The following is a 17418-nucleotide window of genomic DNA, read 5'->3' as shown; positions in this document are numbered from 1 at the left end:
GAAAACCCGAATGAAGCCGGCGATCGAGATCAAGAACCTGTCCAAGCGCTATGATCTGCAGCGTCGTCCGACGTCACTGCGTGAGAGGCTTGGCCCGTGGTTCGGTGGACCTGGTGGGTTTACGGACAGAGTGGGGGCCTATTGGGCGTTGCGGGACGTTTCCGTCTCCGTCGAGCCGGGCGAAATTGTCGGTGTCATCGGCCTAAACGGGGCAGGAAAATCAACACTACTCAAAATCCTTTCTCGCATAACCGATCCGTCGGAAGGCGAAGTCATCATTCGCGGCCGGGTGGGCGCCCTGCTCGAAGTTGGGGCGGGGTTCCACGGGGATCTTTCAGGGCGGGACAACATCTATCTCAGCGGCGCCATACTCGGCATGTCGAAAGCAGAGCTGGGGAGGCGCTTCAACGATATCGTTGCCTTCGCCGAGATCGAGCAATTTCTGGACGTACCCGTCAAACGCTATTCCAGTGGAATGTTCGTGCGCCTGGCGTTCGCGGTAGCGGTTCATTTGGAACCGGAGATACTAATACTGGACGAGATCTTATCTGTCGGTGACTCGCGGTTCCAGCGAAAGTCTTTGTCCAAGATCGAAAGCCTAGTTACCCAAGGGGGCAGAACGGTGCTGCTGGTAAGCCACAGCATGGACACCATCAACCGTATGTGCTCTCGCTGCCTTTGGCTCGACTCCGGCACTGTCAAGGCTTTTGGAAAAACCCGCGAAATCGTGACTTCTTATCTGGAGTCATCTGGCGATCTTGCAGTTTCAGGGAATCGAATCGACGTCACAGCGGCGCCGCGCACCGGGAACGGCAAAGCCCGGTTTCTCGGGCTTTCGATTACTAGCGGTGATCCTTCGTCGTCCAGCCAAATCTTTACTGGAGGACCGGCACATTGCGAGCTCGAGATCGCGGCCGAGACGCACATGATTGTCGACAGTTTGGCAGTCGTGATAAATAGCCTCTCTGGCCTCAAGCTCATCAATGCAGACACCGCCTTGCTGAAGAACGTATGCCGTCTGCATGCCGGCCTGAACCGGGTCCGCCTTACGATTGACCAGGTGCACCTGCTGCCGGGGACCTACGCCCTGGAGCTATGGATGGCTCAACGATCTGGTGACTACCTAGCCGACGACATTCTTGATCACGTCCACCATGCATGTCGGGTCGAGGTCCTCAGACCCGACGTTGAAGGTGAAAGTCTCCTCCCGTCCGAAGGACTCATACCCTGCACCTACGAGTTTGAAATGGAGGCATAGAGCGACCGTGTTACTGCGCCGACCAGTGAACGCCTGAAAGCGAGCCGGCCGATGCCGGCCCAATTGCCCAGTGCGAAGTGGAGGCCAATTAGCGAAGGCCGTCGATCGCTACCATTCATCCGGTCGCGAATGACATCCTTAAGGGCCCTTACAGTCTGGCGCAGCGCGGATTTCGCACTCTTTGCCAGACATGCAGAAAATCCGTTCTCGAAAGTCAGGGCGTCGACTAATACCTGTGAAATACCCAGTCCAAAAGATAGCCGTTTGAGGTAACTTCGTGACGTCCGCCGGGCGGGTATGATGTGGTCGATCACACATTGAGGCGTGTACCAGACCTCCCACCCGCATGCCAGAAGCCGCAGGCTGATCTCCGTATCGCCCCCGGAGACGAGTTTGTTGCCGATGCGATCGGCCAGGAGCGGCCTCTTGGTCCAGCCCGTCTGCTCGAGTGCGGATCGTCTCAGGACAATTCCTGCTCCCACCAACCCCCAGATCTCGCATGCTGTGGACCCGTGGTCCTGGCATGCGAGGGCCCAACCCACAGAATCTGGAAGGGCCTCGGCTCCGCCCTCCCATTTCGGCCTGACTATTCCGCCAAGGGCGCCGCAACTGGGATGCGCATCCGCAAAACAAATTGCGTTGATCAACCAGCTTTGGTCGAGGAGGCAGTCATCATCAACGAAAGCCAGCCATTCGCCCTCCGTCTCATTGACGCCTCGCTGGCGCGCAGGCGTTAAGCCCTGCCGAGCCTCACTCACGATTCTCAGGCGTTCTATCTTGTTTGAGGTCTTATGCCGGTTCGCGACAAGCAGCGTGTCGTCCGTGCAATTGTTGTCTACAACCAGAACTTCCCACGGTACACCTGGGTTTTTTTGGCATGATAGACATTCGAGCGTTCGATCAAGCAGTGATGAATTATTGTATGTGCAAATAACGACACTTATTTTAATTTTCTCTCTCAACACACGTCATCTTTCGTCCGGCGATCAGAAAGCCTTTACTAGAAGCTTTAGAATTCCTTCCACTCCGATTTTGGCAGACAAGAGCGGATCGGATTTGTTGGCGCGAATCCACTTCCTGGCAAGGGCCGGCCGCAGACCAGACCTTGCGCCTTAGGGCTGAGGCGGCCTAAATTCCCTTCCTGACATGGTAGACAAGTTATGGCTTGGAGCATACCGGGGGAAGCCCGAAAGGACGCGAAATGTATGAAAACCACCTTAGATCAAAGGTGAGACTTTTCGCTCGGAACATCTTGCCCGAATTTGCAGTCAGAGCCTTGAGTCCAACGCTAGGGCAAGGCCGGCCGGTTGTCGGAAAATTTCGCTTTGGTGATTTCGGAAGGACGGATCCGATAAGCCGCAACTACGGATACGATCGGGGCACTCCCATTGATCGCATCTACATTGAAAGGTTTCTTTCGGAGCATGCACCAAGGATACATGGAAGAACACTTGAGGTTGTGAACGACGACTACACGGCGCGCTTCGGCGATCAAAGAACGACTAGGCGTGACATCATTGACTTGCGACCAGAAAATACAGGAGCGACGATTATTGGTGACCTGACTGAGTTGGGAGGAGAATGGAGTGATACGTTCGATGCCATCGTCATCACACAGACCTTGCACATGATCTTCGATATGAAGGCTGCAGTGTCTGCATTGTTCCGACTTCTCAAACGGGGTGGAACCGTATTGGCAACCGTTCCGGGCCTTACGCCAATCGATCACGGTCAAGATTATGAGACCTGGTACTGGTCGATGACAGAGGTATCGGCTCGCCGCATGTTCTCGGATGTCTTCGGCGCGGAGGGGACAAAGGTGGCCACATACGGCAACGTTTTTTCCGCGATATGCTTTTTGGAGGGTCTCGCGGCGGAGGAGCTCAACGCGGAAATGCTATATACTCGGGATCGTCACTATCCCGTCACGATCGGGATTTGCGCTACCAAGGACTGAGGAAATGGGTTGGGGGCTGAGGACAAGATTGCGCCGCGCGTGGGGCAGCAAGCCTTCAAAGCCGGTTATCTTGATGTACCACCGTATCGCTGCGACCGATATTGACCCTTGGGAGCTGGCTGTTTCTCCTACAGACTTTGAACAGCAGATGCGAGCGCTAGCAAGGACCCGACGGGTCCTACCTCTTCGCGAGTTCGTGCGGCGCCATGTCGAGGGAAGCCTGCCCAGGAACGCTGCGGCAATCACCTTTGATGACGGCTATGCGTGCAATGCCTTGGTCGCGGGGCCACTGTTGGAAACCCTCGGTCTTCCCGCCACTTTCTTTCTGGCCACAGCCATGCTCGGACGTGCGAATGAGTTCTGGAGCGACGCTCTCGAGCGTGTCGTTTTCGATAGCAAGGCTGGAGGACCCGCCCGTGTTGTTGTCGACCATTATCGCGAAGTCCACATTGATCTCGGCGAGTGCGCCGACGACAATCAGTTGGGCCGAGGCTGGCGAGCAATGCAAGAGCCGCCCCGAACTCGCCGCGAAACCGCGTATCTTAAGCTCTGGGAATTTTTGAAGCAGGTGCCACTGGAGGTTCAGTACGACGCGATCAATTCGCTGGCGTGTCAAGTCGGCAGCGATTTGAAGCCTCGGGCCAGCCACCGACCTATGACCTTTGATGAAGCTCGAACACACTCAGCGAGGGCGGGGCTGGACATATCAGGCCATACGGAAAGCCATCTGTCACTTCCGATGTGGGATCGCGAGGTTCAACTGCGAGAAATACGGCAAAGCAAGCAGACATGTGAGGAACTGTCGGGGCGCCCCTGCGTGAGTTTCGCATATCCCTATGGTGACTACTCTAACGAGACCGTCGAATGCGCGAAAGAAGCTGGATTGGACTGTGCGCTTTCGGCGTTTCCCAAATCCATTGACGACACTGACTCTGTTTTTGCGCTGCCACGGCTAATGATGAGAAACGGGAACCTTGACGAGCAAGTCGGGTTCGATTGACCAACAGGCAGAAAAGCTACCGCAATCAGCGCACCCTCTCAGTTCGCGATCGGTTCTATGTATTGCGCTGGATCAAAGTGGTATCGAGAACCGGAAGCACGAAAGACTGAGCCAACAAAGCCTGAGCGATTTGTCTTCTTAGCGATGGCGCGATCGAGCCGCTCCCCACAAAGTTCGCCAGCGACAGCAATAAATTCTTCCAATCAGTGACGTGAATAATCATTCCAAAGATCAGAGAGGCGGGGAACCGTTTAAAATAGGCCGAGAAAACCGCTCTCGGATAATGCTCGACCACAATCTCCCGAACCTTTCCGCCAGAGAAGGTTGGATCAACCACAGCCTCCAATTGTCCGAGTTCAGTCCTGTCCGTGCGAACGACGGCGATGAACGAAGTGACGTTGGGGCCAAGATCGAGGTGTGGAATAGACCCGGGAATTCGTACGACCCTTGATGCCATGGCGCCAACGCACGCCCCGTCGTCCGAAGCATTTGCGATTGCGGCAAGACGCTCTGTCGCAAGCAGTGTCTCGCGGACGAAATCCTGTCCGGACCTCGTTGTGTCGCCAAGCTTCTCTAGGAATTTTGAAAGTTGGGGTCTTAAGGTAGGCCAGCATGCTTCCCAGTCGGGCCTGAAGTCGCCTAGTCCAATGGGAATAGCGTCGAGCAGTGTCGCTGCGATATCGCCGGCCGATAAGCGTTCCGCTGGAATGGACTGAATCCCGCGAAGGATGCCTTCGATGGGATGATTTCTAGCTATCGCTAGCCCGCCCAACCAAGTGGCAAATCGATATGCTGCAGGAGAAAACGCCGAGCGTTGAGCGCCTTCGGCATAGGCCGGATACGGTCGGACAACTCGAGGGTCGCGACCGTGGCCGCGGTCGATTACGACAAGACCATCTCTAAGCTCCTGCCCATAGTTGGTGCTGAGCGAGGATTCGGTCTGACGATAGAAAGCCACTATCTCATCAACGCCTGCGTAACGGGCGCCTGACCTCACGACTCGCTGCCACAGGTCCCAATCTGCGCAGCCCATCAATGTTTCATCAAATCCCCCGAGTTCCTGAAAGGTCGATCTCCTCAGAAGGCACGCATGCACCATAAAAGTTGCTGTCCACGTTAGACGGTGGAACAAATCATCCTTTGGAGGAAGCTGCACCTGGGAACGACTTTGGCTGTTTGGCCCGCAAACACGGAGGCCTAGGGCGTGCACCAGATCAATGTTCTCGCCGGCCGCGCAAATGAGAGATTCGACCGCCCGAGGGGCAAGCCAGTCGTCGCTGTCCAGAAAGAGCAGCCAGTCCGCCTTTGCGTTTGCCGCGCCCAAATTCCTGGCAGCCGCCGCCCCTTTGTTCGTCTGCACCAGGAGCGAGATCCTGGCGTCTTGGGCTGCGAGTTTCTGGAGGACCATTGGGGTCTCGTCGGTTGAACCATCATCGACGAGAATGGCTTCCCAGTCGCCGATGGATTGGACCCTAAGCGAGTCCACAGCCTCGAGAACCAAAAGGGGCTGATTGTGAACGGGTATTATGATCGAAACTTGCGGCATTGTTGCGGTGCTACCGTGAACGGCTGATGCGTGTCAGGAAATCGTCTGACTCATGAAACCATCGCCCGCTTGTTGCTCCTCCTACACAGCGTTTATGCAAGCCGTTGGACGGAGATTTGCTTGCTTAAGCCGATCAGCACCATTTCCCGGAGACGAGACCCCTCGTGAATGATCTTACCTGCCGCTGAGCGGTTTGTCATCAGTCGCGGCAGTCCGTCGTCGCCCGTTTTTAGGGCGGCAGTTGTCCGCTTCGCCACTGGTCAGATCGATCGTCGTAACGAGATTTGTCCACGCCCCACAAGCTCCCAAGGTCGGCTACTTCCACGTCGTGTTCACGCTGCCCGCCGCGGCCGCCGTCATCGCGTTCCACAACAAGGCGCCGGTCTATGACCTGCTGTTCAAGGCGGCATCGGAGACGATGCTGACGATCGCGGCTGATCCCAAGCACCTCGGCGCGCGCATCGGCATCACCGCCGTGCTCCACACATGGGGCTCGGCAATGACCCACCATCCGCACGTCCACATGATCGTGCCGGGCGGCGGCGTTGCGCCGGACGGGTCACGCTGGATATCGTCGCGCCCGGCCTTCCTTCTCCCAGTTAGAGTACTGGGCAAGCTGTTCCGCCGTCTGTTCCTGATCCGGCTGGTCGCGCTGCACGACGCCGGTCGGCTCGCCTTCTTCGGATCGGCGGCGCACCTGGCCGACCGTCGGGCCTTCCTGCGTCATCTGAAGCCTGTCCGTAGCAAGCGCTGGGTGGTCTATGCCAAGCCACCGTTCGCCGGGCCGGGGGCGGTGCTCGCCTATTTGTCGCGCTATACCCACCGGGTCGCGATCTCGAACCGCCGCCTCATCGCCTTCGACGAGGCTGGAGTCACCTTCCGCTACAAAGATTATCGCCGCGATGGTGTCGAGCGCCAGCGCGCCATGACGCTTGCCGCCGACGAGTTCATCCGCCGCTTCCTGCCGCGTGGGTTCCACCGCATCCGTCACTACGGCCTGCTCGCCGGCTCCGCCCGCAAGGATAGCCTCGCACTCGCTCGGGCCCTGCTGAGCGTCGCTCCGCCGCCCGAAGACGACACTCCGGAAGAACCGGCTGACGTCCGCCCGCCTTGCCCTTGCTGCGGCGGACGCATGGTCGTCATCGAGAGGTTCGAACGGTGGTGCCAGCCTCGTGCGCCGCCTGCCTCAAGAGCGCCGAACCGGGAGAACGCCCCATGACCCGGCATAGCCAAGTTGCTCTTACGACCACGCCACGCCGGCGCCGGTCAACGGGATGTTATCTGTACGTTGCCGTGGCGCCGGTCATCATGCACACCAATCCCGTCGGAATCACGTCGACCGGCTCTGCGACCCCGCCTGGAGGCCGCTTCCTCGACACGCCCACCGCACCCTGCGCGGCTGTTCGCGACAGGCGCTGGCACACCCCGAGACACAAATTCCCATAGGCAATCGTCTGCGGCCCGCGGGTTCCTGCATGAGAGACTTTCGTACACCTGACGGCACCCGAAACCCTTCAGCATCCCGGTCATTGCCCTGACCACGTCTGCATCCTGCAAGCGGCCGTCGTTTATGGCCGCTTTGCGCAATGCACCGTCCGCTACTTTTACCGCCGACGGTGTCATGGCGACAGGCGTTCTTGAGGCGACTTCAGCACTGAAGTTTTGCGATCCCAGGCGACATTTCGCTGCTTTCCCTCGACGATCTCGACTGGATGCAGTTCGTGGCCTAGGGTATCGCCGCCATCGCGCACTTGATCGGAGCGGCGACACGGAGCTTCTCTTGAAGAGGCAAGCGGAGGCCACGATACCTTTCGAGCACCGCGTCCTTGCCGCTCGTCTCATGGAGCGCAATTCGATCATAGTCCATGCCAACCTGTGATCCGCATTCAGCGGGGGCGGAGGAATCTACCTTGCAGCACGAGTCATGAATGGAATGTCCGCCCCAAATAGCGCGGCGCCCGGAGGACTAGCGGCCGCCGGTGGTCGGCGTGATGCTAGGTCTTCGCTCGTCCATCATCCAAGCCGGCGTGATCAGCTTCCTGGCCCACAACTGAACTGGTTGCTCAATGTACCTCCGCGAAACGACGGCCGTGCCGATCGCAGCCGGGAAAAGGACCGCGATCACGAACCAAGGCTGTCCGCTAAGTTGACCGAACAGATGGCTCAAAACCAGCTTCACCGGCAGGTGCAATAGGTAGAGCGAATAAGAGCAAACCCCTACGCCAACCAGCAATGGGGTCGCGAGAAGTGATGCTCGATCCGACGAAGCAGCCCAAACGGCAGTGATGAATGCTGCATTGACCAAGAAGTAGAGAGTCGGACTGATGTGCGCCCAATCCGGGCGCCCAAAAAGCGAATAAAAAACCGCTAGGATAAGCGCAACGCAAGTCAATTTCGTCGCTCGGCCGGTGCGGATGCGGTAGAGCATCATGCCAGCGATAAACAGGTGCCCGAACTGCGGCATTAGTAGCGACTGCACCAGCCAGTCATTGTAGAAGCCCCACCCGTGGCCGCTTAGCAGGATTGCGCCTCTAAGCAGAATCATAAGCGTTAGCCAGGCAATCGATATAGCGTCTATATTATGGAGTCGGCTGACTTTGAAAATCACCGCCATGGTAGCGTAGAACACGAGTTCATACGCTAAGCTCCAATATGGACTAACAATGTTAGGCGCGTAAAGAAAGGCCTGCAGCATCGTGGCATTGATCAGGATGGTTCGACCGGTGGTTTGATCAGTCACCCATAGGAAAAGGCCGGCTACGCCGATTGAAAGCCAATATGCAGGATACAAACGGGCCGCACGACCGATGACAAATTCGGTCAACGATTTCACTCGCTCGAGCGTCATAAGGATCACGAACCCGCTGATCACAAAGAACAACTCGACGCCAAGCAGGCCATAGTAGGCGGGCCTGTCGACGTAGTGGTAGGCAACCACGCCGAGGGCGGCCAGACCTCGCAATCCGTCAAGAGCGCTGAGTCTTCGCGAGGCGGTCATTGGGTGCAAGCAATGAGATCAAACAAGACCGAGACGTAGCGCGCCTGCGCCATTCGTCAATGATGCTGATTGGCGCCGACCGCCAACGGGAAGCTTGGGTCATGAAGAGTAGCGGTAGGCGAGTTTTAACCGGGCGACAACAGAACACTGCCGCGAACACGAGCGTTCTCCGCCTGGAATGGGGCGATGAAGAACACCGCCCCATTCTGGATGTCGGTTCCGACAGTTGGGGCTGGCGGGATCATACATTCGCGGACTGACGCCGAGACACTTGGATGCCAATCTGCCCCGCCAGCATCCCCGCTTGGCGACCTGGTCCATGCTGCTCGAACAGGGCCTGGACAACGGTAATCTGATCGTTGCGTTGGCGGCTTTGGACGGCATCGAAGCCGCGGAGCGGGAGATCGAAAGCCCGGGACAAGGAACGACTGAGGGCAGTGCTGCGACACGACACCGACGGCGGCAATGTCAATCGTCCCGTTTCCGCAGGTTGATCTTTCGTGGCAGTGTTCGTTATTATGTCGACTATTGAGTATCAAGATAGGTCGACGAAAATCGGCTCTGGGTCGTCAGGCTGAATGGCGGCTTGTCGACGCGATTATCACGAAAGCTGTCGGTCTGATTGCGGCCCAAAGCGGTCGACAGACGGTTCTATAGTTGGCCCTCGACTGAGGTTCCCGAAACCCTTCGAACTTTCTGTCTCGAGCCACCGACGGAATTGCGCGCTTATGAAAGAGATCGGAATATCGGAACAGGCCAGGAGCCTAGCCTGATCGATACGTTCGCTCTTTGGAATTTAGGGCTTGACGCCGAAGGGGATGAAACGGCGGGCGATGCAATACGTCAAGCCCGGCTTAACCTGTCATGCGCAGGCGGGAAAGATCTGCTGCACTGCTGGATTTCCGGGAAGCAGTTTGACGGATAGATCGACGCCGGCCGGAATAGGCATCGCAGTGAGGGTATGGCCGGTCGCACCAGGGTCATGATCGCCGAGCCTGACGAAACATGGCCGGCGGGTGACGCCGGCCATGGAGGCCCATGAGGCCCGCCGCATACGCTAGCTCGGACTAGAAATGATAATTGAGGCCGACACGGACCGTGTCGAACTTGATGGCGTCGGTCGAGGGGTTGCCGAGCGAGTCGAAGTTTGGCTTGCCCAGGTCCACATGCAGATATTCGGTCTTTAGGGAAAGCTTCTGGTTCATGGCCCATTCGACGCCGGCGCCAGCGGTCCAACCCCACCTTGTGTCACTGTAGCTGCAAGTCGGGGTAAAGCCGCATGCGCCGAGGTCGGCGGATCCCTTGACATGGCCGACTGCGAAGCCGCCGGTGGCATAGGGCAGGAAACTGTCGAAAACGGGCGGGGGCTTGGGGTTATCAGCCGGTGCGAGCGCAGACTGTCCGATTTGCCAGCAAGTCGGCAATCGACGGAGGTCCACCCTGCCCGCGGCATTGGTCTGAATCACGAAAAGATATAGCCCTTTATTCCGCTGGGGCAGGTCCCGAGCGATGATCATGTGATTCACGGCGGTTCTCCTTTGCGCCGGCGACTCGGTGGGAACTTGATCTGCCTCGACGGCTTATCCATGATCGCCCACGCATCGTCCGGCGCGGGCCGCAATTCGCCTCCGGCGACGGCCGCCGATCTCTTCGCAGAGGCTCGGCTTGCGTGCCGTGAACTGGGCGGTAACACACACATATCCCCAAGGATAGCCCTTGCTCGGGGTCAATCGGCAGTATGATCCTCCCGCCAGTTGAGGCCGGGTCTAGGTCGCAGTTGCAGCAATCTGTCTTGCCACTGGTTGTCGAAACTGAATGGTGAAATTCCTATTCGGCTGGCGAGTGAGATTGGCCGTCTGCTGAATGTTGAGTATGGCTATCGCTTCTGCGATGCTGCCGATTTAGCACTTTGAGTTTCGAAGGTCACTTTGGAGATTGCAGAGCATAGGGCAACATGAATCCCGATGCCCCGAAGCCGCTGCGTAAGCGCTTGTTCGATTACCCGCTTCTCGTGATCAAGCGGAAACTGTTATATCGCCTGCTGCACCCTCGTCCGCCGCGGCACCCTGCGCCGCTTACAAAACCGGTCTTCATCGTGGGCTCCGCGCCGGTCTCAAACCCGCCGGTGGGTTTTCGGCGCGATGCTTTCACGATCTTTACCGTGAATGGCTCGCAGACGGTCACGGCACGTTGGGGAATGGGTACTCCTGATGCAACATTTCTTTACGTCAACCAGCTTGACGGGGCCAAGCCCAACGCTTTAGCCGTGCGCGCCGTCTTGACCGGCCAGGAGACCGATCTGCTCTGGATTGTGCGCGCACACCGCACGATCGAGGAATTGCGCCGCAACATCGCGGCCTTCAACTACCGCTGCCGCGACCTGCGCAAGATCACCCGTCACCAGCGCATGGCGCTCTACGAGGCAGTGACAGGTGTGGCCAATTTCGAGATGCATCTGGAGGAGAAGTTCTCGACCGGGATCACAGCGGTCCTTTACGCCTTGCACAACTGCGCGCCGGCCGTGATCATCACCGGAATTGACCCAGGTTCGCACGGCCATGTCTACAACGAACTGAACATCGACCGGATGCACATCAGTTCCGACCGTGCCACGCTGCTGGCGCTGTCGGCGCTCGGTTTTCCCCTTTATACGAGCGATCCACATGTGGCCGACTCGCTCGGTCTGCCACTCTGGAAAGGCCAGATCGGGAGATGTGAGGTCCAATAACTGGGCTTGCCGCCATCATGGCCGAAGGAGCGGTTGTGCTGCGTCGTCGGACGCCGGCCATCCCTTGCTGCATTCGTCAAAAAGCAACCGCGCTGCATCATTGGCATGGAGGCGTGCTGCGGCGGCGCTCATCACCTCGCTCGTCAGTTTGCCGCGCTCGGATACGATGTTCGTCTGATGCCGCCGGAGTATGTGAAACCGTACGTGAAGTCGCACAAGAACGATGATCGCGATGCCGAGGCAATCGCCGAGGCGGCGACACGACCGACCATGCGGTTCGTGCCGATCAAGTCGGAGGAGCAACTCGATGTGCAGACTTTGCATCGTGCCCGCGAGCGGCTGGTCGGCACGCGAACGGCACTGATCAATCAACTGCGCGGTGTGCTGTTCCACCGCGGCATCGTCATTCCCAAGGGTCGGCCAAAGCTGAACCTGTGGCTGCGCGATAACCCGCCGAACAACACGATCCTGACCGTCAGGATGCAGCAACTCGTTCACGACATGGTCGATGAATTGCACGCGCTCGATCGTCGGATCAAGCAACTGGATCAGAAGTTCGAAGTGCTTGCCAAAAGCGATGAACGAGCCCGTCTCCTGCGTAGCGTGTCAGGCATTGGCGCTCTCAACGCAACGGCGCTGGCGGCAGCGGTCGCCGACGTGTCGGCGTTTGCCAAGGGACGTGACTTCGCCGCCTGGCTGGGACTTGTCCACGTCAGATCACCACCGGCGGCAAGCCGCGGCTGACCGGGATAAGCAAGCGCGGGAGCACCTAGTGCGCGTTCTGCTGATCCATGGGGCGCGAGCGGCACTGCCATATCTGGCGCGAATGGACACTCAGCTCGGCGCCTGGCTGCAAGCGCTGCTGCAGCGCGCCAAACGCAACGTGGTGGTCGTTGCGCTTGCCAACAAGCTGCACACTTGATGCGTTCGAGGTAGTTTCTGTTGCTTCGTCCACGCCAAGAGCATGCAAGTCTTAAGAATGATTCACGTCGGCCGGTCTATATTCAGACGTAAATCCTCTTCGATCGCCGTCACCGTGCTCCTGTTGCAGATGGGCTGGCGCCATTTCGGCAATCCGCGTCCGGCTGCCCTTCCGGCTTAACAGGCAAATCCGGCACAAAGTTAAATGCTCAAGAGTTTCAAATCCCTTTCCGCCTATGTGGCGCTTCTCGCCGGGATAGCCCGCTGTCGATGGCGCTATCGGCGAGCGACATGATGAGCCGTCCGGCGAAGCAAAAGCCAAAGAAGGCGATTGGGACCCCACTAGACGGCGACCTGGAAGTGGAAGCCGCCTTCTACGCTCCCAAGTGCGCATCACCAGAGACGAAGCTCTCGGGATCATCAAGGAAAGCTCACGCACCAACGCCTTCATTTCTCGGCAAGGATGGCCGGAAGGGTCGATAGCAGCCGAGGTTGTTTGCAACGCCCCGGAACCGACCCGAGCAACTACACGTTCTCCCGTTACCGTCACTACTTAGTGAAGGACACGTAACCGGAGGACATCCAAATGACAATCAAAATGCTCTGCATGGGTGCAATTGCACTCGCAATGACGGGTAGTGCTGCAATGGCTGCTTCCACGAGCGGTACGTCCGCACTCGATGACCCGGCTAAAATGTCGCCGTTCTTCACCGATGCGGGTATGAAGACCATGAAATCGCAAAAGGATTTCAAGACCGCGTGGATGGCTATGAAACCCGACGAGCGTACAGCGATGATAAAGGAATGCGCCGATGCGGGGGTTAAGAAGGCGCACGCAAAGTTCTGCGCGATGGCTAAGAAAATGGGTGGCTAACGTCAGATCTTCCGGGAAAGCCCAGCTCGCTCATCCAGGAGAGTGTCGAGCCCATTGTCGCTCCTGATGGCGTCCGGCAGACCGCGCTCCCTGAAGAGCCGGACAAAGGTTTCGATGACCGGAGCTTCCTTTGTCGAGTCAAGCGCTTCGCAGACCAGCATAGCGCGAGGCCTGGTCGGTGACCGTCAGCGGGTAACAGTGGTGGCCGTTGCCAAGCCTGAACTCACCCTTAAAGTCGGCGCACCACCGATCGTTGGGCTGGACGGCTTGGGAAAGCGGCGTGCCCTCGGCTTGTGAAGCGCCGCGTCTGGCGGGCGCGCTTCACAAGGCCATGGCGATCGAGGACCGCATGCACCGTGCTCTTGGCTGGTAACTGCACATCGCCGGGCTTCGAGCCACCAACAGGCCCCGCCAACCAATCCGGCGAGTGTCGAACGCTCAAGATTGACACCATTGCGGGCGAAGATCTGCGACTGCCTGTAGAGCGGGGTATGGTCGCAATATTTGCTGACCAGCACCTGCGCCAGCAGCGCCGGCGTTGCCAAGCCGCCGGCGATGGGCCGCTCCGGAGCGGGCGCCTGCACCACCGTCTCGCAAGTCCGGCAAGCATATTTTGGTCGCGTCGTCTTGATCACGCGCAGCTGCGCCGGTACCCAGTCCAGCATCTCGCTCACGCTCTCGCCGATGGAATGCAGCGCGCCGCAGGGAGCAGGGAGCGGGGAGCGGGTGAGGCGATGGCTTGGCAAAGCAAGGAGAGGGGTTGCTTAAACACCGTTGGCCGTGGCGTTATCGTCTCCGCAGCCTCGCCGGCGCCCGAAACTCTTCTCGTTAGCGGATCGGCAGCTTCTGGCGTTGGAAAGGTGAGAGCCGACGTTCAGGTCACAAGGCGAGAGGGCGCTTGGAGGGCTCAACTCGACTGAGTTGTGGGGGGCCCAAAGCTAACATTGCTCCTCGCATAAGAGGCGCGGCCCTACCTAGTGTTTGCGATATAGTGCGGGGCAAAGCCTCCACCGCCTGGGAGTTGGCACGTGGATATTCGGGCCTGGCTGATGAGTCTCGGCCTCGGCGAGTATGCCGACGCCTTCGGCAGCCAAGAAATCGATGAAGAGGTGCTCCCGAGCCTGACCGCCGACGACCTAACGGCGCTCGGGGTCACGTCGATTGGCCATCGGCGCAAGTTGCTCAGCGCCATTGCGGCCCTCGCCGAGAATCCGACCCGGCCCACAACGGCTCAGCCCCCGCCCGCACCCTCGGGTGCTCGCGCAGAGCGACGGCAACTCACTTTGATGTTCGTCGACCTCGTCGGCTCGACCGAGCTTGCGCAGGCGCTCGACCCGGAAGACATGCGCGAGGTCATTCTCGCCTATCAGCAGGCGGTTGCGCGGGAGATCGCTCGCTACGACGGGCGCGTCGCCAAGCTGATGGGCGACGGCGTGCTCGCCTATTTCGGCTGGCCGCACGCGCACGAGGATGACGCCGAGCGCGCGGTACGAGCCGGCCTCGCCGCTGCTTCCGCCGCCGGCGAGCTGAACGCGCCCGGCGGCAAGCCGCTAGCGGCGCGCGTCGGCATCGCCACGGGGCTGGTGGTCGTCGGCGACCTGGTCGGCGAAGGCGCTGCACAAGAGGAAGCCGTTGTCGGAGACACGCCCAACCTCGCGGCCCGGCTGCAGGCACTCGCAGAGCCAGGAGCAGTCATCATCGCCGACACGACGCAAAAGCTGGTCGCGGGGCTGTTCGCGACAGCCGATCTCGGTGAGCGCCTTTTGAAGGGCTTTGCCGCTCCGGTGCGGTGCCGGCGCGTCGTCGGCGAAACAGCCGCCGAAAGCAGGTTCGAAGCGCGGCACGCCGTGCTTGCACCTCTGGTCGGGCGGGACCGTGAGCTGGCACTCTTGCTCGAATGCTGGCACCGCGCGACAGCGGCAGAGGGTCGGGTCGTGCTGCTCAGCGGCGAAGCGGGCATCGGCAAGTCGCGCCTGATTGCGGCGCTCACAGAGCGGGTTGCCGCCGAACCGCATGCTGAGCTGCGCTTCTTTTGCTCCGCCTATCATACGAACAGCGCGCTGCATCCTCTCATAGCGCATCTCGAGCGAGCGGCGGGTTTCGTCAGTGACGACAGTGCCGATAGCAGGTTCGACAAACTCAGGGCACTGGTCGCCAGGCTCCAGGTGGAGACGGACGAGGCGCTGCCGCTGCTGGCGATCCTATTGTCGATCGACCCAGGCAGACGCTACCAGCCGCCCAGACTGCCCGCGCCGACGCTCAGGGCGCGCATGCTGGCGGCATTGATAGGGCTGGTCGAGGCGTCGGCGGCGAACAAGCCGACGCTTGTGCTGGTCGAAGACGCCCACTGGATAGACCCGACGACGGCAGAGTGGCTCGGGATGCTGGTTGAGCGGCTCGCCGGCCTGCGCGCCTTGTTGGTGGTGACGGCACGACCCGAATTCGAGCCGCGCTGGAAGGCGCTATCGTCTGTAGAGATGGTGCTGCTCGGACGGCTCGAACAGGAACACGGCATAGCGATCGTAGAGCGCGTTGCAGGCAACAGAAAGCTGCCGCCCGATATTGCCGACCGGATCTTGGCCAACACGGAAGGTGTACCGCTGTTCGTCGAGGAGCTGACGCGGACGGTTCTCGATTCCGGGCTGCTGCGAGAGGCAGACGGGCGCTATCTCGCGATCGGGCCGCTGCCCAACCTGGCAATTCCCTCGACCCTGCAGGACTCGCTGATGGCGCGCCTCGACCGGCTGTCGCCGGTCAAAGAGACGGCCCAGATCGGCGCCTGCATCGGGCGCATCTTCGGCCACCGGCTGCTCGCTGCGGTGAGCGGTACGGACCAGGCGCGGCTCGACGATGCGCTCCACCAGCTCGAACAGGCCGAGCTGGTGTTTCGCAGCGGCGTCGCGCCGGAAGCGACCTATACGTTCAAGCATGCGCTTGTGCGCGACACCGCCTACCAGAGCCTGCTTAGGAGCCGGCGCCAGCAAATCCATGGCAGGATCGCCGCAGCGCTCGAAGCCGAGTTCGCCGAAATCGCCGAAGCCGAACCCGAGACCGTCGCGCAGCACTACACGCTGGCCGGACTGGCGGATCAGGGCGTGCCATGGTGGCTGCGGGCGGGGCAGCGCGCGATGGCAAGGTCTGCCAACCGCGAGGCCGCAGCTCACTTCGCCAAGGGGCTCGAGCTTGCCGCGTCGCTGCCTGCTTCCGAGACCCGGCTCAGGCAGGAAGTCTCACTGTGGACGGCGATGGGCTCGGCTCTTGTCCCCGCCAAAGGTTGGGCCGCCCCGGAGCCCCTGCAGGCATTTTCGACCGCGCGGGAACTTGCCGCGCGGCTCGGCGACAAAGCCAAGCTGTTCGCAGCGGTGCGCGGCGAAAGCGGCTGCCGCACCATCTCGGGCGCGACCTGCGCGCCGCCGAAGTTCTTGCCATGCAGTGCAAGACGCTGGGTATGGAGCTCGCCGAAACATCCGGCGATTCTGAATACCTGCTGGAGGCACACCATCAGCTCTGGGGCGTCAATTTTTACCTCGGCAGGTACGAGTCCGCTGAATCGTTTGTCAGATATGGCCTTGAAACCTACGACTACGAGCGGCATCGCCACCTTGCCTGGGGCTATACCGGGCACGATCCCGGCGTCTGCTGCAGGTCGTTCCACGCGCAGATGCTCTGCATATGCGGCAAGCCTGACAGGGCGATCCAGCAGGCAAGGGAAGCCGTCGCTCTGGCCCAACGCGACTCCCATCCCCTTAGCTTGGCCCAGGCACAGATGGCCCTCGGCGTTGTCCATCTCCTCCGGCGAGAGCCCGGAGAGGCGAGACACTGGACTGAGAAAGCCATTGCAGTGTGCACCGAGTTCGCCCTTCCGCTGCTGCTGGGGCAGGCTCGCGCCTTCTTCGGCTGGGCGCTTGCCGGTCTGGGTGCGTTGGACGATGGGATTGGCGAGATGCGTGATGGGATCGCGGCGATGGCTGCGACCGGCGCCGACATGGGGATGGCTGCTTATCTATGCGCGCTCGCGCGGGCCTGCGGCGAACGCGGCGAGGCAAGCGAGGGACTGGCCGTTCTGGAGCAGGCGTTCGACACGCTCGCCAAATCAGGCTCCACATATCAGCTGCCTGAGCTTTTGAGTGCGAAAG

11 protein-coding genes and 4 pseudogenes are annotated in these 17418 nt (G+C 59.9%); 9 read left to right on the top strand and 6 right to left on the bottom strand.

Annotated elements, in window-relative coordinates; genetic code table 11:
- Positions 1-10: 10 nt before the first annotated feature.
- Positions 11-1258, top strand: coding sequence for an ABC transporter ATP-binding protein (locus FJ974_RS28745; protein ID WP_140532310.1), 1248 nt, complete (start codon positions 11-13; stop codon positions 1256-1258).
- Here the strand turns inward: FJ974_RS28745 and FJ974_RS30475 are convergent.
- Positions 1234-2223 (bottom strand): glycosyltransferase, encoded by a 990-nt coding sequence (locus FJ974_RS30475; RefSeq protein WP_140532308.1) that lies wholly within the window; start codon positions 2221-2223, stop codon positions 1234-1236. The genes FJ974_RS28745 and FJ974_RS30475 overlap by 25 nt on opposite strands.
- A 494-nt stretch (positions 2224-2717) precedes the next feature.
- On the opposite strand from FJ974_RS30475, the gene FJ974_RS28735 reads away from it, so the two are divergent.
- Positions 2718-3215, top strand: coding sequence for a methyltransferase domain-containing protein (locus tag FJ974_RS28735; protein WP_181177060.1), 498 nt, complete (start codon positions 2718-2720; stop codon positions 3213-3215).
- A gap of 73 nt (positions 3216-3288) precedes the next feature.
- Positions 3289-4215, top strand: a complete 927-nt coding sequence (locus FJ974_RS28730; RefSeq protein ID WP_181177059.1) for a polysaccharide deacetylase family protein — start codon at positions 3289-3291, stop codon at positions 4213-4215.
- A 55-nt stretch (positions 4216-4270) separates the two neighbouring features.
- Here FJ974_RS28730 and FJ974_RS28725 read toward each other — a convergent pair whose 3' ends face one another.
- Entirely contained in the window at positions 4271-5761 is a 1491-nt protein-coding gene (locus tag FJ974_RS28725) for a glycosyltransferase family 2 protein (RefSeq protein ID WP_140532302.1), read from the bottom strand.
- Positions 5762-6071: 310 nt separating this feature from the next.
- On the opposite strand from FJ974_RS28725, the pseudogene FJ974_RS28720 reads away from it, so the two are divergent.
- Positions 6072-6980: pseudogene (locus FJ974_RS28720) on the top strand (transposase); the annotation flags it as partial.
- Positions 6981-7727: 747 nt separating this feature from the next.
- Here FJ974_RS28720 and FJ974_RS28715 read toward each other — a convergent pair.
- Positions 7728-8759, bottom strand: coding sequence for an acyltransferase family protein (locus tag FJ974_RS28715; RefSeq protein ID WP_140532300.1), 1032 nt, complete (start codon positions 8757-8759; stop codon positions 7728-7730).
- A 319-nt stretch (positions 8760-9078) separates the two neighbouring features.
- Here FJ974_RS28715 and FJ974_RS28710 point away from each other — a divergent pair, with 319 nt between their 5' ends.
- Positions 9079-9291: a hypothetical protein gene (locus tag FJ974_RS28710; RefSeq protein WP_140532298.1), complete on the top strand. Its 213-nt coding sequence runs from the start codon at positions 9079-9081 to the stop codon at positions 9289-9291.
- A 535-nt stretch (positions 9292-9826) separates the two neighbouring features.
- Here the strand turns inward: FJ974_RS28710 and FJ974_RS28705 are convergent.
- Complete coding sequence (locus FJ974_RS28705) at positions 9827-10276, bottom strand: outer membrane protein (RefSeq protein ID WP_226891707.1); 450 nt, start codon at positions 10274-10276, stop codon at positions 9827-9829.
- Between the two features lie 437 nt (positions 10277-10713).
- On the opposite strand from FJ974_RS28705, the gene FJ974_RS28700 reads away from it, so the two are divergent.
- From FJ974_RS28700 to FJ974_RS28690, 3 genes and pseudogenes are all read left to right on the top strand, one after another.
- Positions 10714-11487, top strand: coding sequence for a membrane-anchored protein (locus FJ974_RS28700; protein ID WP_140532294.1), 774 nt, complete (start codon positions 10714-10716; stop codon positions 11485-11487).
- Between the two features lie 17 nt (positions 11488-11504).
- Positions 11505-12409: pseudogene (locus FJ974_RS28695) on the top strand (IS110 family transposase).
- Positions 12410-12994: 585 nt separating this feature from the next.
- Positions 12995-13282 (top strand): hypothetical protein, encoded by a 288-nt coding sequence (locus FJ974_RS28690; protein ID WP_140532292.1) that lies wholly within the window; start codon positions 12995-12997, stop codon positions 13280-13282.
- 47 nt (positions 13283-13329) lie between these two features.
- Here FJ974_RS28690 and FJ974_RS28685 read toward each other — a convergent pair.
- Positions 13330-13667: pseudogene (locus FJ974_RS28685) on the bottom strand (DDE-type integrase/transposase/recombinase); the annotation flags it as partial.
- Between the two features lie 7 nt (positions 13668-13674).
- A pseudogene (locus FJ974_RS28680) lies at positions 13675-13986 on the bottom strand (transposase); the annotation flags it as partial.
- A gap of 345 nt (positions 13987-14331) precedes the next feature.
- Here FJ974_RS28680 and FJ974_RS28675 point away from each other — a divergent pair.
- Positions 14332-17409: an AAA family ATPase gene (locus FJ974_RS28675; protein WP_264296839.1), complete on the top strand. Its 3078-nt coding sequence runs from the start codon at positions 14332-14334 to the stop codon at positions 17407-17409.
- The last annotated feature ends 9 nt before the right edge of the window (positions 17410-17418 follow it).

The sequence above is a fragment of the Mesorhizobium sp. B1-1-8 genome (genome assembly GCF_006442795.2).
GTDB lineage: Bacteria > Pseudomonadota > Alphaproteobacteria > Rhizobiales > Rhizobiaceae > Mesorhizobium.
Note: the sequence above shows the minus strand (reverse complement) of the source record. Positions and strands in the feature narration are given on the sequence as shown.

Excerpts from the sequence above, each read along its gene's own strand:
- FJ974_RS28745 (WP_140532310.1), top strand. The coding sequence starts at position 11 with ATGAAGCCGGCGATCGAGATCAAGAACCTGTCCAAGCGCTATGATCTG.
- FJ974_RS28730 (WP_181177059.1), top strand. The coding sequence starts at position 3,289 with ATGTACCACCGTATCGCTGCGACCGATATTGACCCTTGGGAGCTGGCT.
- FJ974_RS28725 (WP_140532302.1), bottom strand. The coding sequence starts at position 5,761 with ATGCCGCAAGTTTCGATCATAATACCCGTTCACAATCAGCCCCTTTTG.
- FJ974_RS28715 (WP_140532300.1), bottom strand. The coding sequence starts at position 8,759 with ATGACCGCCTCGCGAAGACTCAGCGCTCTTGACGGATTGCGAGGTCTG.
- FJ974_RS28710 (WP_140532298.1), top strand. The coding sequence starts at position 9,079 with ATGCTGCTCGAACAGGGCCTGGACAACGGTAATCTGATCGTTGCGTTG.
- FJ974_RS28705 (WP_226891707.1), bottom strand. The coding sequence starts at position 10,276 with ATGATCATCGCTCGGGACCTGCCCCAGCGGAATAAAGGGCTATATCTT.
- FJ974_RS28700 (WP_140532294.1), top strand. The coding sequence starts at position 10,714 with ATGAATCCCGATGCCCCGAAGCCGCTGCGTAAGCGCTTGTTCGATTAC.
- FJ974_RS28690 (WP_140532292.1), top strand. The coding sequence starts at position 12,995 with ATGACAATCAAAATGCTCTGCATGGGTGCAATTGCACTCGCAATGACG.
- FJ974_RS28675 (WP_264296839.1), top strand. The coding sequence starts at position 14,332 with ATGAGTCTCGGCCTCGGCGAGTATGCCGACGCCTTCGGCAGCCAAGAA.